20 protein-coding genes and 1 pseudogene are annotated in these 24,893 nt (G+C 49.1%); 8 read left to right on the top strand and 13 right to left on the bottom strand.

What is annotated here, in order from left to right; translation table 11 throughout:
* Positions 1-11 precede the first annotated feature (11 nt).
* From AC3CIC_RS10565 to AC3CIC_RS10535, 7 genes are read right to left on the bottom strand one after another with little or no spacing between them, the layout of a single operon-like run.
* The gene (locus AC3CIC_RS10565) at positions 12-998 is read right to left on the bottom strand and encodes a 3-oxoacyl-[acyl-carrier-protein] synthase III C-terminal domain-containing protein (protein WP_488514570.1); all 987 of its coding nucleotides are present in this window, start codon (positions 996-998) and stop codon (positions 12-14) included.
* Entirely contained in the window at positions 985-1,929 is a 945-nt protein-coding gene (locus AC3CIC_RS10560) for a transglutaminase-like domain-containing protein (protein ID WP_488514569.1), read from the bottom strand. Before AC3CIC_RS10560 ends, AC3CIC_RS10565 begins: the two co-directional genes overlap by 14 nt.
* The gene (locus AC3CIC_RS10555; protein ID WP_488514568.1) at positions 1,926-2,927 is read right to left on the bottom strand and encodes an alpha/beta hydrolase; all 1,002 of its coding nucleotides are present in this window, start codon (positions 2,925-2,927) and stop codon (positions 1,926-1,928) included. Before AC3CIC_RS10555 ends, AC3CIC_RS10560 begins: the two co-directional genes overlap by 4 nt.
* Positions 2,920-4,515 (bottom strand): AMP-binding protein, encoded by a 1,596-nt coding sequence (locus tag AC3CIC_RS10550; RefSeq protein ID WP_488514567.1) that lies wholly within the window; start codon positions 4,513-4,515, stop codon positions 2,920-2,922. The genes AC3CIC_RS10555 and AC3CIC_RS10550 overlap by 8 nt, the downstream gene beginning before the upstream one ends.
* Positions 4,496-5,491, bottom strand: a complete 996-nt coding sequence (locus AC3CIC_RS10545) for a 3-oxoacyl-[acyl-carrier-protein] synthase III C-terminal domain-containing protein (protein WP_488514566.1) — start codon at positions 5,489-5,491, stop codon at positions 4,496-4,498. The genes AC3CIC_RS10550 and AC3CIC_RS10545 overlap by 20 nt, the downstream gene beginning before the upstream one ends.
* The gene (locus AC3CIC_RS10540; protein ID WP_488514565.1) at positions 5,488-7,095 is read right to left on the bottom strand and encodes an AMP-binding protein; all 1,608 of its coding nucleotides are present in this window, start codon (positions 7,093-7,095) and stop codon (positions 5,488-5,490) included. The genes AC3CIC_RS10545 and AC3CIC_RS10540 overlap by 4 nt, the downstream gene beginning before the upstream one ends.
* Entirely contained in the window at positions 7,088-8,071 is a 984-nt protein-coding gene (locus tag AC3CIC_RS10535; RefSeq protein WP_488514564.1) for a beta-ketoacyl-[acyl-carrier-protein] synthase family protein, read from the bottom strand. The genes AC3CIC_RS10540 and AC3CIC_RS10535 overlap by 8 nt, the downstream gene beginning before the upstream one ends.
* Positions 8,072-8,213: 142 nt before the next feature.
* On the opposite strand from AC3CIC_RS10535, the gene AC3CIC_RS10530 reads away from it, so the two are divergent.
* Positions 8,214-8,594, top strand: a complete 381-nt coding sequence (locus AC3CIC_RS10530) for a hypothetical protein (protein ID WP_488514563.1) — start codon at positions 8,214-8,216, stop codon at positions 8,592-8,594.
* Between the two features lie 14 nt (positions 8,595-8,608).
* Positions 8,609-9,997, top strand: coding sequence for a type III PLP-dependent enzyme domain-containing protein (locus AC3CIC_RS10525; RefSeq protein WP_488515903.1), 1,389 nt, complete (start codon positions 8,609-8,611; stop codon positions 9,995-9,997).
* Positions 9,998-10,146: 149 nt separating this feature from the next.
* Here AC3CIC_RS10525 and AC3CIC_RS10520 read toward each other — a convergent pair whose 3' ends face one another.
* The 3 genes from AC3CIC_RS10520 to AC3CIC_RS10510 form a co-directional block, all read right to left on the bottom strand.
* Positions 10,147-10,887 carry a helix-turn-helix transcriptional regulator gene (locus AC3CIC_RS10520; RefSeq protein ID WP_488514562.1) on the bottom strand — a complete coding sequence of 247 codons (741 nt, stop codon included), beginning with the start codon at positions 10,885-10,887 and terminating at the stop codon, positions 10,147-10,149.
* 330 nt (positions 10,888-11,217) lie between these two features.
* Positions 11,218-11,721 (bottom strand): hypothetical protein, encoded by a 504-nt coding sequence (locus AC3CIC_RS10515; RefSeq protein WP_488514561.1) that lies wholly within the window; start codon positions 11,719-11,721, stop codon positions 11,218-11,220.
* A complete protein-coding gene (locus tag AC3CIC_RS10510; protein ID WP_488514560.1) occupies positions 11,673-12,215 on the bottom strand; it encodes a hypothetical protein in 543 nt (180 codons plus the stop codon). Before AC3CIC_RS10510 ends, AC3CIC_RS10515 begins: the two co-directional genes overlap by 49 nt.
* A 244-nt stretch (positions 12,216-12,459) precedes the next feature.
* On the opposite strand from AC3CIC_RS10510, the gene AC3CIC_RS10505 reads away from it, so the two are divergent.
* The 5 genes from AC3CIC_RS10505 to galM all read left to right on the top strand — a co-directional run bounded on the left by AC3CIC_RS10505 (position 12,460) and on the right by galM (position 17,682).
* On the top strand, positions 12,460-13,047 hold the full coding sequence (locus AC3CIC_RS10505; protein WP_488514559.1) for an acyl-homoserine-lactone synthase: 588 nt from the start codon (positions 12,460-12,462) through the stop codon (positions 13,045-13,047).
* 218 nt (positions 13,048-13,265) lie between these two features.
* Positions 13,266-13,970 carry a VC0807 family protein gene (locus AC3CIC_RS10500; protein ID WP_488514558.1) on the top strand — a complete coding sequence of 235 codons (705 nt, stop codon included), beginning with the start codon at positions 13,266-13,268 and terminating at the stop codon, positions 13,968-13,970.
* Between the two features lie 338 nt (positions 13,971-14,308).
* Positions 14,309-15,364: a UDP-glucose--hexose-1-phosphate uridylyltransferase gene (locus AC3CIC_RS10495; protein ID WP_488514557.1), complete on the top strand. Its 1,056-nt coding sequence runs from the start codon at positions 14,309-14,311 to the stop codon at positions 15,362-15,364.
* Between the two features lie 89 nt (positions 15,365-15,453).
* Entirely contained in the window at positions 15,454-16,614 is a 1,161-nt protein-coding gene (gene galK / locus AC3CIC_RS10490) for a galactokinase (protein ID WP_488514556.1), read from the top strand.
* Positions 16,615-16,623: 9 nt separating this feature from the next.
* Positions 16,624-17,682 (top strand): galactose-1-epimerase, encoded by a 1,059-nt coding sequence (gene galM, locus AC3CIC_RS10485; RefSeq protein ID WP_488514555.1) that lies wholly within the window; start codon positions 16,624-16,626, stop codon positions 17,680-17,682.
* Between the two features lie 121 nt (positions 17,683-17,803).
* Here the strand turns inward: galM and AC3CIC_RS10480 are convergent, their stop codons facing one another.
* The 3 genes from AC3CIC_RS10480 to AC3CIC_RS10470 all read right to left on the bottom strand — a co-directional run bounded on the left by AC3CIC_RS10480 (position 17,804) and on the right by AC3CIC_RS10470 (position 23,996).
* Positions 17,804-18,811: a substrate-binding domain-containing protein gene (locus AC3CIC_RS10480; protein WP_488514554.1), complete on the bottom strand. Its 1,008-nt coding sequence runs from the start codon at positions 18,809-18,811 to the stop codon at positions 17,804-17,806.
* A 262-nt stretch (positions 18,812-19,073) separates the two neighbouring features.
* Positions 19,074-20,174, bottom strand: coding sequence for an alkene reductase (locus AC3CIC_RS10475; RefSeq protein WP_488514553.1), 1,101 nt, complete (start codon positions 20,172-20,174; stop codon positions 19,074-19,076).
* A gap of 381 nt (positions 20,175-20,555) precedes the next feature.
* Complete coding sequence (locus AC3CIC_RS10470) at positions 20,556-23,996, bottom strand: M66 family metalloprotease (protein WP_488514552.1); 3,441 nt, start codon at positions 23,994-23,996, stop codon at positions 20,556-20,558.
* A 657-nt stretch (positions 23,997-24,653) separates the two neighbouring features.
* Between AC3CIC_RS10470 and AC3CIC_RS10465 the strand changes: the two are divergent.
* A pseudogene (locus AC3CIC_RS10465) lies at positions 24,654-24,893 on the top strand (M24 family metallopeptidase); the annotation flags it as partial.

Below are 24,893 nucleotides of genomic sequence, written 5' to 3'. Positions count from 1 at the left end.
CCATCGACCTCTCATTCTGTTTCATTTCCTTTAGATATGCCGAATAAGGTAGCGCCAAAAGAGGCACCGATACCTGCTGCAACAGCGAGGCAGGTCACTGAGGTTGGGCTGTCTAATTCGTTATACAAATCGTTAAGATTGACGAACAGATCACCACCGAAGCAATGACCATATCGGGCAATGTTCTTGGTGTAAACCTTGTCCATGTTAATGCCTAATTTGGCTGTCAATTTCTTCCACGTTTGCACGTTGACGTTATGCGGCAATATCACATCAATGTCGTCGCGAGTGAGCTTGGCTTCTGCGAGGCAGCGGTCGACCACTCTTTCCACGTTGATCTGATAGAACTCGTTGTATTTTTGCTGAATACCGTCGTTGGATTGCAGGTAGATCCCGCCTGAAAATTGCCCGTCGAACAGGGTCGCGACAGACAACACCGAGATATCACTTGGCGTGCGAGTAAGCTGCACCATGTTGATGGTGTCTGAGCTGAGTGCAACAGGATTGACGCGAAGATCCACGTTGTCGGCAATGTCGCCCGTGACCAAAAGAATATTATTCAGGGCGCGGTTGCGTTCGAAATACTTCATCAGTTGCATCGGTGTGGCGCATTTTGCCGCCGAGGAAGAAAACGGCAGCCAGTTGTTGTCGGCCTCGTCGTTTTTGCTTAGCGCGGCGCGGCTGCTTCTTAGCATGACCCGTTCGCCAAACACGCCACATAACGCACCTGTGTGGTTGTGTACCACGGCATCTAGCGGCGCTGATGCGGTTTGTGAGGGCGATGAATGTTCAGTGTTGTCAGCCTCGACGAATGCGTGCAGCGCTTGCTGATAATACTCGGTGCAGGGGGTGTAATCGTAAAAGGGCAGTTCGTGGAACCCGTACCATTGGCTGAATACTTTGGCGGATGACGCGCTCAAAAAAAGCGCCTCATGGTCGGCCAACACATTCAGCACCCGAGGCGCGTCTGCCGTGACGTTGCGACTAATATAGAACATAGTCATTTTTCCTTACCGACAGCTTTTTATGTTTTCCTAGCGTGGGTGACACGCTGATTTCGCCGTCGGGCAAAAAGCGATCATCGTTAACCAACAGTTGATAACACTCGGTAAACGCTGCTTCATCGAGAAAATCGGTGGCAGCAATGGTGTCTAGCGCTTCTAGGTGCGGCTTGAACTTTGGCATCACACCTGGTTTTGAATCGGTTAAATAGCCCCATAAGTCAAACACATCAGCTTCGTATCGGCACAGGCTTGCCAAATCAAACAGCATGATTTTACGGACATACCACAACCCCATTTGTGCGTTGGGTGTGGTGCCACTGAACCATTCAGCGCGCAGGGTTTTGTTTCGGATCTTGTGCCATGCGCGAGGACCATTGATGAACTTTTTCGGGTCTACATCAATGGGGTTAATGCCTAGATCCTGATGGGCCATGAGACGAGAACTGCCGCGTGGTTCTAAGATTTTCCAACGTCCTTCATCGAAGTATTCCACCACCACGTGATCGGCGAGTGCGCGTTTGGTGTCGTAATACATGTGTGTAAACCCAAAGCGCAGGCGGGCAGGTACCCCTTGGGCGCGAAACTGGCTGCACACTAACAGCGCCAAATCACGACAGCGACCACCGACGGGGGTGGCAGGCGCAGACGGGTCGGGATTGAGTTCATGGAAGCGAGTAATGATTTCGCTGACCGAGCGCAGTTCGAGATCGTTGGCGCGCTCCGGGGCCATTTTGTGGAATTCGGAGTGGTTGTAATGCGCCACCAGCTCGTTGGCAAGGTCAATGGCGCTTTGTGGATCAGACAAGATGTCGTCACCGTATGCCGGATCAAAACGTTGCCAATCCTCAAATGCGGTGTATGGCGTTGGCGTGGAATAGACATTGGCGATGTTAGTTAAGCTCGTTGTGGCTATGTTCAGGCTCATTGTGTTTCTCCATGAATCAGGCTGTCGAGAATCGCTAAGCAAGCATGCTTGACGGTGGACGCGTGTTGAGATTGCGCCGAGGCGCCGCTGGCGGTGAGTTGCGCCGTTTTCTGTGCCGATTTTTGTATCGACAGTGGCAGATGTATGAAGTCGTAATGCTCACCATGCGAGAGCGCGTGAAGCTGAGTGCGTGATGGTTCAAAAAAGGTTAAATAGCGTAAGGGATCGCCAAAGGTTGGGTGCGTATCTTGCGCCGAGTGAACAAGATCCACATGGCAAATCGGTGCATCGGCCAGTAACGCAGCTACCCCTGGTGTGGCGGATAGCCCCGGTGCCATCAATAACAAGTGATGCTGCCAAGCGGGGCAGTTCCCCTTTCTGACGGCGCGGAGCAAGGGGTAGATACCTGCTGAAAAAGACAGGTATCGGATCGCTTTGATTGCCTCTGACGAAAGGGGCAATCCGGTGAGCTGAGTGAACGCTTCCAATACCGAGGGGTAGGCGGCGTATGCATCTTCCAGTGCAAGGGCAATCTTGTCGGGATCGTCACTCGGTTTGAGATCAGGGTTGATATAACAGCCTACAGACATCACCCAGTAGCCTGCTTTGGCCAGTGATTCAGCAAGGTGAAATTGATCGAAGGGGCCACCATTAAAACCGGGGAAAATCAGGCACAGTTTTTTCACCCGCACCTCTGGCTTTGCCTGAACGTGACGCGTTTTGAAGGCATCACCTTTGTGCGTGAGGTAGTAGCGCATGGTTTTTTGCTCACCCTGTGCACGTGCGTCATCGGTTAGTGCTAAATCTGTCATTGGCGCCCAAATGGCGAGGTTAGTGGGTTTGCCGTCAATGGGAACAAGCCGGTTGAACACCGCAATGGCTGGCGCGCGCGGCGGCGTATTCGTGACGTTGATAAGCGCGTCATAGGACTGCTTTGCGTAGTCAATGGGGGCTTCTCTTCGTGCCAACGTGCTTAAAGAAGGGCGTTGATCAAACATGGCATGCCACCTTTTCCATCAAGGCTTTTTTGTCCAGCTTGCCGTTTCGGTTGAACGGGAGCTCTGACACATTAACGAAGTGAGGCTGCACATAGTTATCGTATTGGTCGCGGAAAATACGCGCCAAGGCGGCTTCGCTGATTTGGGCATTCACGGTGATCACAAGCAGGCGATCAAACGTGCCTTCGGTGCTGTGCGAAAAGGGCGTCACCACCACGTCTTCGGCCTTGGATACTTCTTCGACAAAAGTGCGGCAGGCGGCGGTATTAAAGCGGTAGCCACCAATTTTGATGTCGTCATCTTGGCGTGCGATGAACGCGTGGTTGCCGTCTTCTTCAATGCGAATGATATCGCCGGTGCGAAACAGATAACCGTGTTCGGGGTGGTAGGAAAAACGGAGTGATGTTTGCTCAGGGTTTTTCCAATAGGCCTTTAATACCTGCGGCCCAGCGATGAAGGCTTCGCCTGTTCCCGTGGCATGAAATGCACCGTCTTGCTCGGTTTGAATGAATAAGCGATGGCCGCCAAAAGGCCGTCCGAGTGGCATGTGTTGAGCGTATTCTTTGTTCGGGTCATACAAGCACGCCATCATCGCGACGGTGCATTCGGTAGGGCCGTAATAGCTGTAAATGGTGCAATGTGGAGCGGCGACCGACAAGGTATGAAGCAGCGACGGTTGAACCGGTTCGCCGCCAACAAATGCCAAGCGCAGCGCGGGGTACTGGTTGGGGTTTAATTGTCGGGTTTTGTTTAGGTATGCCACGGTAGAGGGCACCGATGCCCACACGCTGACGGCATGTCGTAACAAATAGCCTGAAAAGTTGAATTTGTCGTTTTCACGCAGTACGGCAATGGCGGCTTGATTGAACAGTGCAATGAAGATCTCGTGAATACTGAAATCAAAACTCAGCGGGGAAATATGGCTGAGAATATCGTCTGCGACTATGCCAAACTCATCCCGTGTGGCTTCCAAGTAGTTGAGCAGGTTGTGGGATTCGACACTCACGCCTTTGGGGTTACCCGTGCTGCCAGACGTGAAGATCAAATACAGATCGGGGTTGTCTTGGCTTGGGGTGGCGTTTGTATTCGTCTTTGTTTCTTGCGCATTGGTTTCTAGCAGACTGTTTTTTTGTAGATTGGCTTCTTGTGAATGGCTTTCATGGCGAGGGCTCGGCTGATAAAAAATGCCGTCGCTGAGTCTTTTCCCGCGTTCCGCCACCCAGGTCGGGCACAGGGTTTGTTGTGCCAGCGTGAGTAAGCGCGACGAAGACGTGTCGGTGAAGAAGAAGGCCACCGGAAGGTCATTGATTAAACGCGTTAATGAACGGTCGTCGATTTCAGCAGTGACAGGCACCAAGGTATAGCCATAGACCACACTGAACACATACATGACCACACTGGTGTAGGAGCGTTGTGCCGACATCAAGATGTGCGTGCCAGTGGGGTTGCCGTTTGCGGCGAGATTGAGTTTCTCACGCAGCAAGGCGGCGTCTTCCAATACGTCTTGGTAGCGATAGGTTTTATCTTGGTCGAGAACAGCAATGCGATCGCCCGCCTCAACCATGATGCTATATAGCGTGTCTCTCATTACGTAATCCTTCTAGCTGAATAACATCAAGCACACAGGCGCCGAACATCCCGCCGGCGCCGGCGGCCACGGCAAGAAAACGCAAGGGGCTTTCTGCGGTGGGTGGGGTGTCTTCATGGGTAAATGCGTCTAGCGCATCACTGAGGTTGATCACCATGTCGTTGCAGAAACAGTGACCTTCACTTTGGATGTTTCGCGAGAACAACCGCGATTCAGACACATCGAGCGATTGGCACAGAAAGCGCCATGATTTGATGTTGATATTGTGGGGGAGCAGGTGGTCTATTTGTGACAGGGTGACACCTGCTTTGTCTAAGGCGCAATGGATCACCTGGTGCATGTTTTGGCGATAATTTTCTTCGTAGGCTTTGGTTTCCACATTATCGCCCCAAATGCCCCGCGCAAAGCGGCGGTCATAGTGCAAGTGCACACTACTGACTTGGATCTTCGGCGAGTCTGTGTGGCTTAACCGCAAGCTGGTGTTGCTGTCACCTTGCACTGACAAGCCACGGGTAATGCGCATTTCTTTGCTAAACGCCAATTCGCCATTGTGAATACAGTAATGACGAGGTGCAGGGGCAGTGCGCGAAATCATATCCAGTTGCTTAAACAAAGAGACACAGCGATTGGCGTTGCTTAATCCCAAAGGGATCAGATTGTGAATTCTCGCCAAAGAACGGTCGATAGATTGACCGAATTGCGCCCGCATCGCCCCCGTGTTGGCACTGCGCAATTCCACCTCTTGCCCGTTGCCGATTGGCGTTGACACCAAAGGCATCATCAAAGTTTGATGGGGTTCACCGTCGGGCAATACATTGACGGTTTCAATCCCCATCATCTTCTTTAAAATGTGCGCGTTGAATGATGTGCAATGCACGGCGTCATAATTGTCCACCAACACCAGTTTCTGCTTCGGTCGCACCACACAAATGGCATCAATAGACAGCGCGATATTTTCGTTATCGTCGATCCTCATGAGGTTTCCACCTCTGGGTTCACGTGGGCGAAGAGTTTCTTGTGGTCAATCTTCATGTTTTTGTTCATCGGCAGTGGGCCGATATTGATTTTCAATGGCAAGGCGTAGCTTGGCAGGGTGCGTGCTAAACGCCGGCGAATGTCCACCTCTTGCAAGTTCTCACCGCAGATAAACAGCACGATGCCGACAGTGGTGCCATTGCTGGAATTCTTCTCGACCACGGCGAGGTTAGAGCAGGGAATGGTTTGGCAAATTAGGTGTAAAATCTCGTTTTTTTGGATTCGATGTCCACGTATCTGCAGTTGATCGTCACCGCGACCTAGATAGTGATTGGATTGACTGTGCGAGAGGTCGACATTGTCGCCAGTGCGATAAAGCAATTGCCCCGTTTGCGGTTCTTCGACGAGTTTTTCTCGACACACGCGGCCTTCACGGAAATAGCCGTCAAAGACTTGTGGCCCACCGACTAATAACTCCCCTCGGCCTTCTTGACGGATGTGACCTTCATTGAGCACATAGAACTGGGTGTTGTCCCACGCCTGACCAATGGTTAGCACACCGTCGCGAATATCGTCTTTCCGCGGGTGTGTGACGTCTTTGCCTGAAACAGATACGGTGCATTCTGTTGGCCCATAGAGATTGAATATTCGGCTGTTGGGGGCGAGTGCTCGCCACGCTTGCTGGATCACTAACGTCAGCGCTTCACCACAAATCATGGTGTTGCGAATGCTGTTGAAGGTGTCGCTGTTGTATTTACGTAAATGGTCTAAATGGTTGATGAAAGAGGGAACACAAGACCAAAACGTGACGCTGTGGCGTTCAACAAATTTGCTGACCGTGGCCGGGCTGAGCAAATCCGATTTATCGGCAATGCACAGGCACCCGTGATTGTGAATGGGCAGGTACAGTTCGTGAATATTGAAGTCGAAACACACATCGTGGATCACCGAAAAGTGCTCGTCTTGCTCGATAGGAAAAAAGCGGGTTGCGGCGGACAGATACGCATCAAGATTGTGGCGTTTGATCGGCACCGATTTGGGCACACCCGTTGAGCCGGACGTGGAAAGAATGTACACACATTCGTCGAGCGATAAGTGGTTCTCTCCGGCGTTTTCGGGCCGAGATTGGATGCGATAGGAGAGGTCTTCATCGGCAATCAATGTCAGGCTGGCGCGCTCGGCAATGGGGCCAAGCTCGCTCTCTGTTTGGGTGTCGGTCAATAACACAAAGTTTTGCCATTTGCTGGCTTTAGCAATGGCACGATCGAACGGCTCATTCAGTGATAGTGGCTCATAGGTGATGCCTTCAATCCCAAGCAGTAAGTTGAACAAATTGGCGAAAAGTGGCGACCGCGAGCAGGTGAGAACGGGCACGTTATTTTGGTCACAGCCATTAAGCGCGCTTTTGCCTTCGTCTTTGACAATACGATGGGCATTAATTTGTTCTCGAAGTTGGCTGGCAAGCACCAACAAAGCGCGATAGCTGTAAGTGGTATCGCGATATCGCACTGCGGCTTTATCGCCAAGTTTGTCGATATTTGCCACCATGGTTTGTTGCAAAGCAGTCGGCGTGAAGTCACGCTCATGCGAGGTCGTGTTAGTCATAAGACGGGTCCTTTTTCATGCTGGTCGGTTTCAGCGTCACGCTTGAGAAAAAGCCACCTACGCCAGCGGTCACACACAGAAAGTAATCGGGCGTTGGGGGCGTTTGGTTGTCGTTAAATTGCTCAGCATGGCGTTTTTCGAGCAACTGAAGATTGATGAACGCATCGCTGCCATAGCAGTGCCCGTGGTCAGCCACGCCGTCGGTGAAGAAAAAAATCTGCGGGTTGTTGAGCTTTTTCTCGATGGCTTTCCATGTGTAGACATTGACGTTATGCGGAACGATAGCGATTCGGCTGTCTGCATCGAGCTTGTGTTCACGCGCAAGGGCCGCGAGCGATTGCTCGATCAACGCGACAATCCGATCTTTATAGGTTTTCTCGTAAATAGCGTGTTGCTCTGCCTCTTCCCACGCGCCCCCAAAATGGGCCGGATAAACCTGCGATTCATAGCCCACCAACTGATAGTCGCCCGCTGCACTGTCGTCCAAGCAAATGGCACTGCGCGCGTCGCCTGTTACGGTCGATCCGGGAATGTCTTTGAGGATTGGCGTGAAGCCGGTGTCACAGGTCACGATCACATGACGTTTTGAAACGAAAGGGTGTTGTTGTAACCGACGACGATAGAGATCGAACACTTTAAATGTGGATGCGCAATTACTGGCGGTGGAGCCGAACAATGAGCCATTTCCTTGGCTTGAACGATTAAGCGACCGCAAACAAGAGTGCCCGAAGGGATACACTTCTTGCCCAGTGTGGGTGTAAGTGAGCGTATCCGCCCCCAGCAGATCAGCGTGCTGGCAAAAGGCATCTTGCAGCAGGTATTGCTGAGGTGACAATTTGGACACGGGTGTTTGGGTGATACGAAAAATCTTCTTGATGATACCGACATAGCCCGTGTCGTAGCCGAGTTGCGAGAGGGTTGTTTCAACAGGCTCTCTGATTTTCGCAGTGTCCGACCAATAATTCAGTTGGGTCATGGTGTCATTCCATTTACGAACGTATGACACACATTGTTGTTGGTTATTTGTTCTTCACCCAGCTGTCAATTCTGACAGTTAGCGCCATTCCTTCGATGTGACATTGTGTCTGTGTCTTATCGCGTCATACCAAGGAGGATCCATGTGTAGTCCATTGTTCAAAACCGTCCTGAAAAAACGCTATCTGCTGGCACTGCTGCTGGTGGCGCCATTCGTGAATGCCAAATCCAGCTTCAATCAAGAGGAACTGCGAACCATGTTGAATGGTCATGCGCTGTCCGGTAGCCCTTGGGTGTTTGAAGAAAACGATGAAATCAATCACTTCACGTTTTTGCGCGAAGAGCGAAACCAAGAGTATTTGGAGTATTTCGTGTACATGAGTATGCGTGCTGAAAAGGCCTGTCATAACGTGCTCAGTCTTATCACGATAAACACCAACAACGATGAATTGGCGTCGGTAGACATGGTGCATCACGCACCCGCGAAGCGCTGCCTGACATACAAAGAATTTAAGAATCCATAATGGGACATTCAATGATGTTAGAGACTTCAAAGTCAGCGTCTTTGACGCGGGAGCTGCCCAGCGCGTCGCTTCCAACGACGCCTTTTTACGTTTATCACCAAGCGGGAATTCAACAACAATGTGAGCGCTTAAAAGCGGTGGCGTTGCCTAACGTGGCGAGTGTGTTGTATTCGCTCAAGGCTAACCCTAATCCTTCGCTAGTAGACACCATTGTTAAGCAAGGATTAGGCTGTGATGTGAGCAGTGCATTTGAGCTAGACCTGGCACTGTCCAGCGATGTTGACCCTAAAAACATTGGTTGTGTCGGCCCGTATAAATCCACACGATTATTGACGGAATGTGCGCGGAATAATATCGCGTTTGTGGCGGTTGAAAGTGCAGAAGAATTGTTGGAACTCGGCGAGTTGAAACAGCGATTTGGCGCCGATACCGCCATTCTTTTGCGTATTAACCCAAACATAGAAATTTCCGGTGGCTCAATGAAAATGGGCGGAGCGGCCTCTCAGTTCGGTATTTCAGAAGAAGATTTACCGTCGCTACTCACCCTTGCGAAATCGCACAACATTGCCATTTTGGGTGTACATGTGTACGCCACCACACGTGTGCTGGACTCCGTCAATTTTATTGCTAACTTTTCTAAGCTGTGTGATTACCTGATTCGCTTACAAATGCGCGTTGGGCTGCCAATGAATTGGCTTAACCTCGGTGGTGGGTTTGGCATTCCTTATTACAAAGGGGAGGACGCGTTATCGCTTGAGCCAATGAGAGAAAAGTTGTTGTTTTTACAAGAAAACTTGGTGAGGAGAACAGGTGCGTCGCGACTGTTTTTTGAAAGCGGACGTTTCATTGTGGGTGAAAACGGAAAAGCTGTCGTTCAAGTGAAATCCATTAAACAATCTGGCGGTAAAACCTTTGTGGTGTGTGATGGAGGCTATAACTTGTTCCACGGCGCAACGGCTTTCGCCAACTTAATGCGAAAACCTTATTTTATCGGTAAAGCGGAGGGGCATAGTCTCGAAGCTATCGCACAATCTGGTTTACCTGAACGAGAAGCGCAGGACAGTGCAGCGGCCTCAGACATTGAGCGCAAGAAATACACCCTTGTTGGCCCTTTGTGCACACCGTCTGACATTATTGCGGATAAATTCGAATCTCAACCTTTAGAGGTGGGGGATTATTTGGTGGTGCATCAAGTGGGCGCATATGCGATAACTAGCTCGCCCGGTTTGTTTATTGGACATGGCTTCCCTGCGGAATTCATGGTCACGCCAGCGGGTGTGAAACAAGTGGGTAAGCAAGATACTGTCGAAGAGATGAAGCGAAGATACACGCAGATAGATCAGACTGTGTGGGTTGGGTCGCCAGATAGCATTCAGCGTGATCCTTTGCGCCGTGCTGGCTAGAAACAGCTGGATGCTGTCAGATTGAACAAAAACGTGAAACCAAACTGGCTTCGCGTTTTTGATTTCTGTTTATTTTTATTGTTTATGGCTCACTTTCTCGTTTATCTCGAAATATGTGTGGGGGCGCAATGCCGCTGACATCGATTGATTCACAGATTCGGTTTAAGCAATCCCTTTTTGATCGCCAGTGCTACCGCATGTTGGCGGTTAGAGGCTGACAGTTTTTTGGTGCAGTTATTTAAGTGAAACAGCACTGTGCGTTCAGAGACATTGATGATCTTTGAAATCTCCCACGCGGTTTTTCCTTCGCTGGCCCAAAACAAGCAATCGGTTTCACGTTGGGTTAGAGATACTTTCTCGCTGCCTTTGGTTTTGATCTTCATGGTGAGATAACACTCGAGAAGATGGGTAGCGAGGGTATGGGCAAAAGGAATGGCCGCGTTTAGCTTTTCACATTGATTTTCCACATCGCCAATGGCCATGCTAAGCAAAACGAAATCTCCAGAAGCGGATTTGATGGGAATGGTGAAACCATTGCTGAGTCCATATTGCTTGGCGGTTGCCATGAGTTCTTGTTGTTTCGGGCATTGAAATTCTTCACGTTGCACAAGGGAATCCCAACGAATGGGAGATTGCTGCGTCATGATATAACTCACCACAGGATCGACGCGTTGTTTGTTTTGTTCAAAATATCTTTCTAGCCAAGGTGTTGGGTAATTGCTGTAGGAATGAATGATGGGGGCGTAAAGGGAATCTTGCTCTATCACACCAAATAAATAATAAGGAAGCCCTACGAGTTCACAAAATTGTTCGCAGATATTTTCTAACTTTTCTCTACTATTTACATGAGTCAGCTTTTCAACAATGGCATACAGTTGATCGGTATTCATAAGTACTGTTTCCATCCTTGGTGTATTACTTAAGATTAGACGCATTTCACATGATTTAGTCATGAATGAGGTCTAGGCTAGCTATCACTTTTGTGAGAAAAATATCGACCTTAGCCTTTGCTGTTAAGGGTTTCGCGATTTTTAGCATAGCACCGTGGTTGAGAAGCGATCAAATGATAGGCATGATTTTAAGGTAAGGTGTATTAATTTGTTTCTGTGGAATCTAAAGTGAGAAAAGATAGTAAAGTATTTCATTTTTTCTCATATTAGAAAATATGATCCCGGCATGAATTTTGTGATCAATTTTGCACACGGTTTTCTCTAATATTTCTATTTATCATGATCAAATGTTTGATTTTCTCGCCTTATTTGAATAAGTACCCCTGCGTCAAAACTGTGCGTGGAGGTGACTTTCCAACCAAACAAGTTTGGAACCCTTGGTACTTTTGAATTATTCGATGCAGAGAGCGGCTGGAAATGCGTCAGTTCGGTGAGGGCAACATACGTTCTGCACTCATCAACTTTGCTGTCATTCGCCAGTGCATAGAAAAAGGCATTGTCACACAAGGTGACGAGTGTGCTTTGTCCGCCTCGGGCAAGTTTTGCTTGAAGCTGTGCTAAAGCCTCGGCATTTTCTATCTCTATGGCGCAACATTTCTCTTTAATGGCATTCAGTTGTGGGTCGCTTTGGCTTAAGCCTTTTTGCAGTGCCACGATGGTGTGTTTGGTTAGCGAATGATGAAACGTGCTTTCTGCACCAAAACCTGAAAAAAAGTGGTCGTACTTTACCGCTTGGCGTTTTGGCTGTTCATGGAAACAAAACAAATGGTCCAAGGACGTTGGTGCTTTTTCAGTGTGGCAGGGCCAAAAAATAGTGACTCGTTGCCTGCGCCGATTTTTGGCATTTGAAGAGTCACGTTTTCTGTATTCAGATCTTTCAGCGTGAGATTTTCGACGGACAGCGCTTGACGCATAGTGTCGGAAAGCATGGGATAACAGATGGTGTTTAACGACCATTTGTCTGCCGTTTCCACTAATTCGCTGCGGGTGTAAGCATGTTGATGAGGTGGAGAGGAAAGATAGAGTCTGCGTTGATGATTTGAGGGCGAAGGATGGTTGAGTGAGGTCAACATTGGGTCACCAGCGAGACCACTATAACTCGCCACCAACTGATTATTTTCAAACAGCAACCACGCAACCCCGTTGCGGCTGGATAGCGTTTTCGCTTTGTTTAATGCCATGACTAATTCGTCTGGTATCGCATCTGTTTCTAATGATGGGGCATGTACGCTCTGCGCCACAGCGCTATTTTTTTGCTGATTATTCAATGTGGTCTATTCCTTAAATCGCATAGTGCAACAATAGGGAATTACCGAGGAAACACACCCTGTCAAAAGTGATAGGGACAGGTGAGTATCATTGTTTTCTCTTTATAAATGAGAGGATTAAAAATTAGACAGCGAATACTGTAATTTCAGACAGCTTACTGGACTGAAGGGACTGCCATAGCCTTTAACTCGTTCTCAAGAAATCGCCCTAAACGATGACCAATGACTAGTTGAAGGAATAACCATGAGCCAGATAATTACCCTGACACCTGAATCTAAACTTCAAAATCCTGCTGTTCTGAACAACATTTTTCGCTTGCGTCATCGCAGTTTTTTGGAGCGTTTAGGGTGGGAAGTGGAATCATCGGAAGAGATGGAATCAGACAACTTTGATGAGATGAATGAGACTAGCTATGTGGCACTGACGGAAGAAAACCAAGAAGTGATCGGCTGTTGGCGTGCCATGCCAACGCAAGGCAAGTACATGCTCAAAGATGTATTCCCTCAGCTTCTTCAGGGCGAAGAGGCACCAATGGAAGAGGGCGTATGGGAAATTTCGCGTTTCACTACCTCAAGAGAAAGCTACGAAAATACTAATGGCTGGTTCGGCAACAACGCGCTCACACTTATTCGATCGTTCTACGATTTCGCGCAAGCCAAAGACATTCGTGCTTATGTATTGGTTACCACGGTGGGCTGCGAAAGAATGCTCCGCTCACTTGGCTTAAACATGCGCCGCATGGGTAATGGAAAATCACTGCAAGTTGGTAAAGAGCGCTCTATCGCGCTGCGCTTAGAAGTGGATGAGCGTTTGAAGATCAATATTAACTAAGCGGTGTACCGAAACCTGAGTTCCGCGCTGTAAATGAAGAAGTGCCCACGTATTTGCCCGCACGTGTTGCTTGATACATCGTTGCTTCGATTGGTATTAATACGTCAGACACTAAATCGAACAAAAAAGGGCAGACAGAAAACTATCCAACGAATTTTCCATTCGATAGTATTAGCGATGGTATATAAGCCTTCATACTTAGTCTGGAACAACAAAACATGAATAGTGCACCTACACATAAACCACGCCCGATGATTGACCTTCTGGTCAGCATCGTCATCCCTGCTTTTGTTCTCATGAAATTAAGTGGTGAAAATGATCTAGGTGCGAGCGGCGGTTTGATTGTCGCCTTGAGCTTCCCGCTCGGTTGGGGCTTGTTTGAACTCATTAAATACAGAAAATTCAACTTCATTGCCTTGTTGGGCCTCGCCAACGTTCTACTCACGGGTGGCATTGGTTTACTCGAGCTGGACACCAAATGGTTGGCCATTAAAGAAGCCGCTATTCCCGCTGCGATAGGTATTGCTGTTTTGGTCTCTACTTTTACCTCTTCCCCGTTAGTCAAAGCGTTGCTTTTCAACCCAACGGTGATGGATGTTGAGAAGATCAATCAACGTCTGCAAATGCGAAACAGCATAGCGGCGTTTGAAAGCCGCTTGATGAAAGCCACCTACCTTGTCGCTGGCTCTTTTGCTTTTTCGGCAACCATGAACTTCATCCTCGCCAAGTGGATTGTCACTAGCCCTGCAGGAACCCCTGAGTTTAATGAACAACTTGGTCAACTCACACTATACAGCTACCCAATGATTGCACTGCCATCCACCATCATGATGATGGGCATATTCTATTACCTGTGGCGAACGATTCATGATTTGACGGGACTGAAGCTGGAAGAAGTGTTGGCGAATAGCTCGTCGAAATAACCAATCTAAAGGCTAGGGGCAGAGTAAAAGCTCTGACCCCCTGCTAATAAGAAATGGGTAAATAGCATTTTCATCACTCCCCCTCCATCATATTTCACGCAAAACACACACTAAGCAACCATGCTAGAGAGTGGTCGATGCGTCACAGTGCATCAGTTCCTATTTTCGACGATTGTTCATTCTATATCTTTCACTTTAAAGCCAATGTGTCGCGTGATGTGGCCGCAATGTAGTCAATAGAAAGATCAGGGCGGTTTTCTGCATTCTCTTTCAATCTGTATTATTCTATTATCTTATGGAAACGTTTACATGCGATTTAAGATTAATGAGTAACGAAGATGTCGAATGTTGAATTTAACCCTGTTGATCACGCACACCGCCGCTATAACCCGCTGACAGGGCAATGGATCCTTGTGTCTCCTCATCGAGCAAAACGTCCATGGAGCGGTCAAGATGAAAAACCGTCGAATGACACGCTGCCGAGCTATGAAAAAACGTGCTTCCTGTGCCCAACCAATGAGCGCGTGTCTGGTGACAAAAACCCCGATTATACGGGCACGTATGTATTCAATAATGACTTTGCTGCCTTGATGGTGGAATCACCTGATGCGCCCGAATCGGACAATCTATTGTTCAAAACGCAAGGCGTTCGTGGGTTGAGCCGCGTGATTTGTTTCTCGCCCGATCACAGTAAAACGCTGCCTGAGCTTCCGCTTGAAAGCATTCGCCGCGTGATTGATACGTGGAACGATCAAATCGAAGCACTCGGTAAAGATTACCTGTGGGTACAAGCGTTTGAGAACAAAGGCGAAACCATGGGCTGCTCTCAGCCACATCCTCATGGTCAAATCTGGGCAAATAGCTTTTTGCCGAACGAGATCGAACGCAAAGAACACCACTTAAATGCCTACTATCAAGAGCACGGGTCTAACCTGTTGGTGGACTATGTGAACGCTGAGCTGAAAGATCGCTCGCGTGTGGTCGTTGAAACGGAGCATTGGGTTGCACTGGTACCGTATTGGGCAGCATGGCCTTTTGAAACCATGTTGTTGCCGAAAACGTCTATTCGTCGCATGAACGAATTGAGTGATGATCAGCGTGATGATTTAGCGGTGGCGATCAAAAAACTGACCAGTCGCTATGACAACTTGTTTCAATGTTCTTTTCCCTATTCGATGGGGTGGCATTACGCGCCTTTCTTTGATGAGGGCACGGATATTGACCATTGGCAGTTGCATGCGTTGTTCTATCCGCCATTGCTGAGAAGTGCATCGGTGCGCAAGTTCATGGTCGGCTACGAGATGCTCGCAGAAAGTCAGCGTGACCTGACGGCAGAGCAAGCAGCGCAGCGTCTTCGTGATGTCAGCGACGTTCACTACAAAGAACAACAATGATTAAAGAACAGTGAAAAAAAATGAATTCAGAGGGCTTGCTCGATTTGGTGTGCCTTCACCCAGTTTGAAATTTTATAAGAGCGATAGATATGTCTGATCTGATTCAAAATGTGAAAGCGTCTTTTGAGAAGATTTTTCACTACCTGCCAACCCACATCGTGCAGGCGCCAGGACGTGTCAATTTGATTGGTGAACATACGGATTACAACGATGGTTTTGTGCTGCCCTGCGCGATTAACTATCAAACCATGGTGGCAGCGGCGAAACGTGAAGACAACATCGTTCGCGTGGTGTCGGTTGATTATGACAATGTGATCGATGAATTTGATATCAGCGAAGGCATGACCTTCCAACAAGACAAGATGTGGGCGAATTACATTCGTGGCGTCGTCAAATGCTTGCTTGAGCGTGGTTTGACGTTCAATGGTGCAGATATTTCGGTAAGCGGGAACGTGCCGCAGGGGGCGGGGTTAAGCTCGTCAGCCGCGTTGGAAGTGGTGATTGGTCAAACGTTTAAAGAACTGTATCAGCTCGATATCTCTCAAGCTGATATTGCCCTCAATGGTCAGCAAGCCGAAAACGAGTTCGTCGGGTGTAACTGCGGCATCATGGATCAGATGATCTCCGCCGAAGGCCGCGCAAACCATGCCATGTTGTTGGATTGCCGCAGCTTGGAAACCCAAGCGGTATCCATGCCAGAAGACATGGCGGTGGTGATCATCAACTCCAACAAAAAACGCGGCTTGGTCGACAGCGAATACAACACGCGTCGTGTTCAGTGCGAAGAAGCGGCGCGTATCTTTGGCGTGAAAGCCTTGCGTGACGTGACCATTGAGCAATTCAATGACCGAGTTAGCGATCTCTCAGAGTTAGTCGCCAAACGTGCTCGCCATGTGATCACCGAAAACGACCGCACCCTTGCTGCCGCAGACGCCCTTCGTGTGGGTGACATGAAGCGTATGGGCGAGCTGATGGCCGAATCCCATGCTTCAATGCGTGATGATTTTGAAATCACCGTCAAAGAAGTCAATGCACTGGTAGACATCGTGCAGGAAGTGATTGGCGATCAAGGTGGCGTGCGTATGACAGGCGGCGGCTTTGGTGGCTGTATTGTTGCCCTTGTGCCTTCTTCATTGGTCGATGAGGTGAAGGCCGCAGTCGAAGCCAGCTATGAAGCGCAGACAGGCTTGAAAGAATCCATCTACGTGTGTCAGGTGCATGACGGCGCAGGTCTAGTAGAAGCGTTGTAAGGGAGTGTAATGACGCATCCTCTGTTTCAATCAATGACGCAACAGTCTGCTTATGATGGCAAGCCGGCACAGCTGGTGGAATTAAGCAATGCGGCGGGAGTCAGCGTTGTGTTGATGGATATTGGCGCAACCTGGCTAAGTTGCCGATTGCCGATAGCTGACGAGGAGCGCCGAGAAATCGTACTGGGCGTGGCTAGATTGGCTGATTTTGAGCGTCAGCAAAGTTACATGGGCGTGACGGTTGGGCGCTATGCCAACCGCATCGCGAATGGACGTTTCAACATACACGACCATGCTTATCAGCTGACGACTAATCAAGTGGGCAACACCTTGCATGGCGGCGCATTCGGCTTTGATAAAGTGCGCTGGCGTATTCGCGAGCAGACGTCAGCAAAAGTGGTTTTTTCACATGAGTCTCCAGATGGCGATCAAGGCTTTCCGGGCAACCTTACTGTGATGGTGACGTATCAGCTCACCGAGGATAATTGCATTGAGATCTGCTATTTAGCGAACACAGACAAAGCGACACCCGTTAACCTGACCAATCATGCTTATTTTAATCTCGATGGGGCGGAATCGGGCGCAGATTGTCGTGACCAAAGGTTGCAAGTGAATGCGGACCACTACTTACCGACGACGGATTTGGGTATTCCTTTGGGGGAGTTGGCATCAGTCGGTGGGACGGGGTTTGATTTCAGGCAGCCTAAAACTATTCGTCAGGATTTCTTAGCGGATAGTCAGCAAGAAGGTGCCAAAGGTTACGATCACAGTTATTGGTTTAACCCTCGCCGTGAGGCTTCGATGGCGGTTGCTGTGCTTGCGAGTCATGATGAGAAGGTTCAAATGTCGGTGTTTACCGACAAACCGGCGATGCAGTTATATTCGGGGAATTGGTTGGCTGGTACGCCAAATCGCAGCGGTGGTGAATATGCCGACTATGCAGGCGTCGCGCTGGAAACTCAGTTCTTGCCAGATTCTCCTCATCACCCTGAGTGGGACCAGCCAAGTTGTGTGCTTGAACCAGATCAAACGTATCGCTACCACACAGTTTATGCTTTTGATTTTTAATCAGTTCAACGAGAGAGTTGCTGTCCTGCGTTAATGTTAGCGTTGGGCGTAAAAACAAAAAAGAGCACGAATATCAGCATATTCGCGCTCTTTTTTATTTGTCTGATTTGGTGATTTTGGCTTATCTCTCCGACACACGCACTACGGAGTTTCGACGCACAACGGTGGGTGAAAAAACGATGGTCTCATTTTCTACGTGATCCTCACGCGCTAATGCGAGTGCTAACCGCGCGGCTTTGTCGGCCATCATCTCAATTGGATAACGCACTGTGGTGAGGCGAGGGTAGACATAACGGGCGATTAAACCATCATCAAACCCCATCATGGACACTTGCTCAGGCACTTTGATGCTGTTTTCATCCAAAACAGATAACGCGCCTGATGCCATGTAATCGTTGTAGGCAACCACTCCTGTTATCTCAAGTGACTTGGTAAGCAGGTTCGTCATCGCGATTTCACCGCCATCACTATTGGGTTCGGCATACTCGATATGGCTTTTTGACAGCGTAATATTGTTGTCTTTCAGTGCGGCAAGATAACCCTCAACACGCTGAGAAGCATCTTCAATGTTTTGTGACGATGCGATACAGGCAATTTTAGTATGACCGTGATTGATGAGGTATTCGGTCGCTAGATAAGCGCCTTTGCGGTTATCAAGCGAGATGCAGCGCTCTGCCAGATCAGGAATGTGACGATTAATGATCACCATGCCTTTCACTTCTTTGGCATAGCCGATCAACTCTTCATCTGACAATCCTTTTGCGTGGATAACCAAGGCATTGCAGCGGTTATTGATTAGAAGCTCAATCGCATTGCGCTCCTCTTCAGGGCGGTGATAGCCATTGCTGATCAATATGTGTTTGCCGTGCTCATGGGCAACGTTGTCTACCGCTTTCACCATGGTGCCAAAAAAGGGGTCAGACACATCACCCACTAGCACGCCAACTGTGTTGGTGCTTTGACTGACTAAGGCTCGCGCTGCCGCGTTGGGACGATAGCCGAGTTTACTCATCGCGTTGGTGACAGATGCGATGGATGATTCACTCGTTTTTGGCGATTTGTTAATCACGCGAGAAACGGTTGCGACAGAGACTCCCGCCTCTTTCGCCACGTCCTTGATCGTTGCCATTTTCTACCTCTCAATTCACTGAGGCTATTAAATACCGATTGTGTAAATGAAGCAATTAAAGTGAGTTTCTCTGTGTGAATTTTTAAGATAACCAATTGTAATCTTGGTGATTAGTGGGAGTGTAAACGTTCTGCTTTTTTGGCTCTTTTTTATTGAATCTTCTATTGTCAGCGCAAATGCAAATGCGTCGAAAAACGAGAAAGCCCGGCCTGTCGTTGAACGAAAGGCCGGGCTTTTATATCCGAAACTATGTCGCTGAAAATCAATCAGCGTGATATTCAGGGTAATCCGTCAAGCCTTTTTCACCGCCACCAAAGAGGGTGTTTGGGTCGTGCTGTGCCAGCGGGTAGCCGTTGCGAAGTCTGTTTGGCAGATCGGGGTTGGCAACGAATGGGCGGCCAAAACCAATCATGTCAGCAAGACCGTCTTTGATTGCTTGTTCGGCTTTGTCGCCGTCGTATTTACCCGCGTAAATGATCACGCCTTGGTACACTTCACGCACATTATGTTTGAACACGGTTGGGGTGTCTGGGGCATCGTCCCAATCCACTTCCGCAATGTGCAGGTAAACCACATTCAGTTTGTTTAACAACACAGCAGCAGCGGTGTAGGTTTCTACGGGGGTTTTATCCACGGTGCCGTTCAATGACGTGAACGGCGCGAGACGCACGCCGACGCGGTCTGCGCCAATGGCGTCAGTCATGGCTTCAATCACTTCTCCGAGGAAACGCAGACGGTTCTCGATAGCGCCGCCGTATTCGTCGGTACGATGGTTAGCTTCTGAATCAATAAACTGGTTCACCAAGTAGCCATTGGCAGCATGCAGTTCAACGCCGTCGAAACCCGCTTCAATGGCATTCAAAGCCGCTTGACGGTATTCCGCCACCACGTTTTTGATGTCTTCTTTTGTCATTTCACGCGGTTCAACCACGTCGACAAATCCTGGTTCATCGGTACCGTTATTGATGAATACTTTGACGTTTTCGGCTTTAAGTGCAGACGATGAAATAGGTTGTTCACCGCCTGTGTTAGCCGTATGCGTCACACGACCTACGTGCCAAAGCTGTGCGAAAATCACGCCATCTTTTTCGTGAACAGCGTCGGTCACTTTACGCCAGCCCGTGATTTGCTCTTCGCTATAAATACCCGGTGTCCATGCATAGCCTTGGCCTAATGCAGAGATCTGCGTGCCTTCAGCCACGATCAAGCCAGCACTGGCTCGTTGTGCATAGTAAGTCGCCATCATGCCATTGGCGCTATTGCCGGGTTGGGTGGCACGAGATCGTGTCATCGGCGGCATGACAATGCGGTTTTGAAGTGAAAGAGAACCCAGTTTAATAGGTTGGAACAATGCGTCTTTCATGTCGATTTCCTCGTATTCGCTTATCTCATTCAGCGCAATCGGTTAGGCGTCAGGGCTATTGATAAGAATGATGTTCTCTTTTAAACGCCGCGCTAAACGTTGGCTTTGCATGGGGTCGAGAATAAGCGTTCATAGTGTGCGCGTAAAATTATCGATTATTATCGAGTGAATAATTTTACGTTATGAATATCGCGAGCTTTGTGAACGGACTTACGCGACAGAAAGAGTTAAAGAAGTTAATGAAATAACGGGGACTGAGCGGTGTTTCAGGTGGGATGTGAACAGAAAATATCCCGCCAACACACTGCGAAAAGCGCGGTGTTGGCGGGAAGGGTTGGATATGATTAATTTAACGAAAACTGTCGTTAAACGAAGCCATCATTAACGAAAGCTATAGCCACCATGACCAGTTGAGAAGGTCCAATGATTGCCATTTGACCAATACACTTCAGGCTCTTGCACACACTGGCCATCGCTGTTCACAAATCCCGCGCCGTAAAAATCACCGCCGCGATTCAAACTACAGAGGTTAGCATCGCCGTTTTCCGTCGCTTTGATGCGTTCTCCGATGTCTTCTCTGCTGATCAAAGACAGCCATTCAAATTGGTTCAGCGCGGATAAAACAGGGCGTTCGCCTTCTGCGTCACGTACTGTGATTTCACTGCCACCTGTGCATTGGAAATCACCGTTGCCAAGGTTATCCACGTAGCCATGCAAGGTCTTTTCTACGCCGTTTACTGTCATTGGGAATCGGCAGATATTTGGGTAATCGTTACCTAAACGAAGGGTTGCAAGGTTTTGGCGCTCTTTTTCAGGCAATGCCGCAGGGTCGAAGGTGTCGGTGTGGCTAAACCAGCCTGATGGCAATGCGGAATCCAGTGCTTCATAACCGTGTTCTTGACCAATAATGACAGGGCCAATCAGATCGTTAACCGCAGGGTTGCGTGGCGTTTCAACCGAATCGAGCACACTGTAAGAATCTACGCCTGTAGAACAGCTCAGAGATATTCGCTCAGGGTGCACATCTGCAGGCAAGTTGATGTGGAACTTGTTACTTTCACCGCTGTTGTAACGACCACCTGCCAGCGCAATGCGCTGCACTGAACCGTCTTCGCCATCAACAACTAGCTCACATTGCTTTTGTGAAGTCAGGCTGTACTGCATGATACCGCCTTGATGCGCTGCATAAGCCCAGTTTGCGCCGTTGACGTGTTTAAGACCGTCAAACTGCGTACATTTTCCATTAGCAATATAGCCTGCACCATCGTGTGATGTGCCTGCTTTATCTAAGCTACAAAGCGTTTGCTCACCCAGCGCCGCTGTTGGTGAATAGGTCACTTTGCCCAATAGTTCACCTTTGTTTGCCAGCAGTTGATATGCCATAGGCGCGGATATTGGCATTTCACGTTCGCCATTCACGGCCCAATACATGTCTGATGTGGTGCGACACACATTGTCTGCAACGTCTTCATAACCGACGAAGTTGGCTTGTTCACCATTCGCACTGGTGTAGCTGAACTGACAAAGCGGCAGCCATTCATTGTTTTCTTTGATCGTCTGCCATTGGGTGTTCACGCGATCAGCGCTGGTGAGGGAAGCGACGTCTTGCCAGCCTTCGAGTTGCAGGTCGATGGCACTTGGCGCAGGAAGATCAAATAGGTTGCCGTAGTTGGAATACACCAAGGGATAAATCTGGCTTGGGTTATTCTCTGAAGGGTCGTAAATGCCCAACACAGTGATAACTGGCACGCCTTTCGATGTCGGTTTTGAATGGTTTGAATCAGCTTCAACATATTGCTGTGCATAGTGATCCCACTGCGAGAAGCCCGTGGTGCTATTCATGTCCAGATTATTCGAACGGTTAAACCAATCTTGTGTGATGCGAGATTGAATAGGGTGCTCCAATGTGTAATGACTGATAAGGCCCGTTCGTGGGTACTCCCCGCCGCCCATGGCTTCACGAAGAAAGCGGAACTCACCCGCAAACGGCGGCACAATTTCACCACTGTTAGGGTTTTCCATTGTCTCTGGCGCAGCAGACCAATGGATGTTGCCGATGAAGCGATTGTAGCGTGCATCCCAACCCCAGCCAGATTCCATGTCATGAATCGATGAGTTTTGTGGGTGGTGACCACGACCGAAGTTGTGGCCAAGTTCGTGTGACCACTCGTTGCCACGGGTATCGTCTAGCGTCACAATGCCGCCGCCACCGCTCCCGCCGTGCACCACAACTTTAGACGTGACAACGTCGGTCTCCGCGTTTTTCGCCAAATAGCGGCCTCGGCTATTGTGTGCCGTGATATGGCTAAATGGACGAGCCCAGCTTGCATCGCCGCCAGCGGTATCTGTGATGCCGAAGTTAGCGTTGTTAATACCAATCGAGAATAGGCGCTTGCCGATGAATTCACGCATGTCACCAGCGTGCCATCCGGGAGTTTCAAACTCACTGGCTTTGGTGTACACCTTGCCGTTTGGCAGTGTCACTTTTCGTAAATGCACGGGCGTGTAATCTGCCATCACCAGCTTAGACACAGGGATCTTCTGGAAGTAATCCGTCGCCAGATTTGGCATTTGGTTAATCATGTCATAACGATCACGCGGTTCAACCAGCATGCCAATATCGATGTTTTGAATCACCATTTCTGGTGCGCCGCCGAATACCACCATGTCGCTGTTTAGATCGCCTTCACGGCCTCGGTTGTCGCTAAAGCGCAGTGATAGACCCGGCTTCATCCATTCCCAACTCAGAGGGAAACTCCACGCGTGGTGGGAGTACACCACTTTGCTACGGCCATTGTTTAGCTGATCGGTTTTCGCCAATGCGCTCGGTGGTAGCATGGGGAAACGGCCCATGCTGACGCCTTCAAGCTCAACATCGACCCACATCTGATTAATAACTGGCTGACTCGGCGTCACCAACAACTGCGCGCTGCGATCCATGACAAGGTTCGGGTGACCCAACACCTCGTTGCCATTTGGCATCACACTGGTGTGTGTCTGTGCAAAATTAACGTGGGCACGAAGGTTACCAAGCAAGTGATTTTGTGCATCGCGGCTGTCGTTGTAGCTAAGGCGGGTTGGTAAAGTGGTAAAGCTAAACGTTTCAGTGTCGCAACTCAGCACATTGCAGCCTGTCAGCTCGACGTCATAGGTGGTTTCTGGTTCGAGATCGCCAATATAGAAACTGTTCCCTTTGGCAGAATAGTTATCAGTGATCGGTGATTGGCCTTCGTGGCGAGCGGTCAGTGCAATTGAGTATTCAGCATCATCACTTGTTGCGATCCAAGCGAGCTCTACGCCGATGTCAGACACGGATGCTGCCTGCAGCTCAGTGATCTCTGGCAGAGTCAGCGTGCCGCAATCGGACGTGACGGTGCGCAAAACCATATCGCTTTGCCAAATATAGCTACCATCATCATGTTGTGAGCCCCGTGCTGCGGGAATGTATTCTACGTAGCAGCCCGTATCATCCGACGTCATGACGCCGAATTCGCGATGCATGACATAGAAGCCGCCATTGTAAGGCACGTATTCCCAATCTGTGTCGACAAACGGGAAAGCCGTACTGTATTCACCTTTTTTATCGTTTAGCGGAAATAGGGGGTAGTTCTCGTGGTTCACCCAATATTCTTTGCCTTGGTACTGCAAAAAGCGACGACCGTTGCGCTCAACAATGTTGGCGGGGTCAAGCGCGAGTTGCTGCATCTGTTGTAGCGATGCGCGAGTTTGTTCACCCAGCGCGGTGAGTGTGGTGGTTTCCGCCAGTGTAGGCAGGCTGACAAGTGCGCTCCCAATGAGTAATGGCAACAGCTTTAATTTCATGGTTTGTCCCAGAATAATGTTATTAGAATTATGTGTTTACGGACGGGATTCTGATTGATTTATCAATAATGATGATGGGTAAATATGCAATTCATTGATCTTGGTGCAGAGTTTGTTTTTAAAATGTCGATCTTGCTTCCAGAAGGCAGGAGTTGGCGTGCTACATGCTGGCTATAAAATAAGCTTTAAATCATTAACTTAGATTGAAAATATTGAGTTGGTGTTGTTCGAGTTAACATGGCGTGTCCACTGATATTGGCGAGATTGAAGGAGCGTTGGAAAGTGTGATCATCAACGGTGCTTGATGCTGACGGTGCGGGATTTACGCGTAGATCATCGCTATTTTGTATAAAACCCGCACTTCTGAACGCAACAAGGCGCAACCGCAGCAGGCCGTGTTGGTAAACTTTTATTATCAACATTGAACGTGTGCTTCACGGAATACACGCTGAAACACCGAGCCATGGGCGAACCAATACAAGGATGATTTTCTATGCAGCTTCTCACTGGCAACCTGACGCACTTTCGTAACCCTCTATCGCATGTAGAAACGCCATATAGCGATGCCCAACGGGGTATTTTGAGTGTGAAGAATGCAGAGCAAGCCATTTCCTCGATTTCGCAATGGCCCGATTATCAGGTGACACCGCTTCATGCATTGGCCGAATGGGGCACGGCTTGGGCATGCAACTCACTGAATGGCCGTCCCATGTGCCCAATGGTGATGTGGTGCTAAAACCGGGAATGGTACTCACGCTCGAACCGGGCATGGCGTTCGCGCCTAACCGAATGATGGTGCATGAAGACAATATTGTGATCACTGAATCAGGCTGTGAATTGCTGCACGAAAGAACATGGCAGCAGATGCCGTTAATTACCGGACATGCACAGGGGTGA

Source organism: Enterovibrio sp. QJM3NY_24 (genome assembly GCF_057786035.1).
This window is presented reverse-complemented; position numbering and strand designations above follow the sequence as displayed.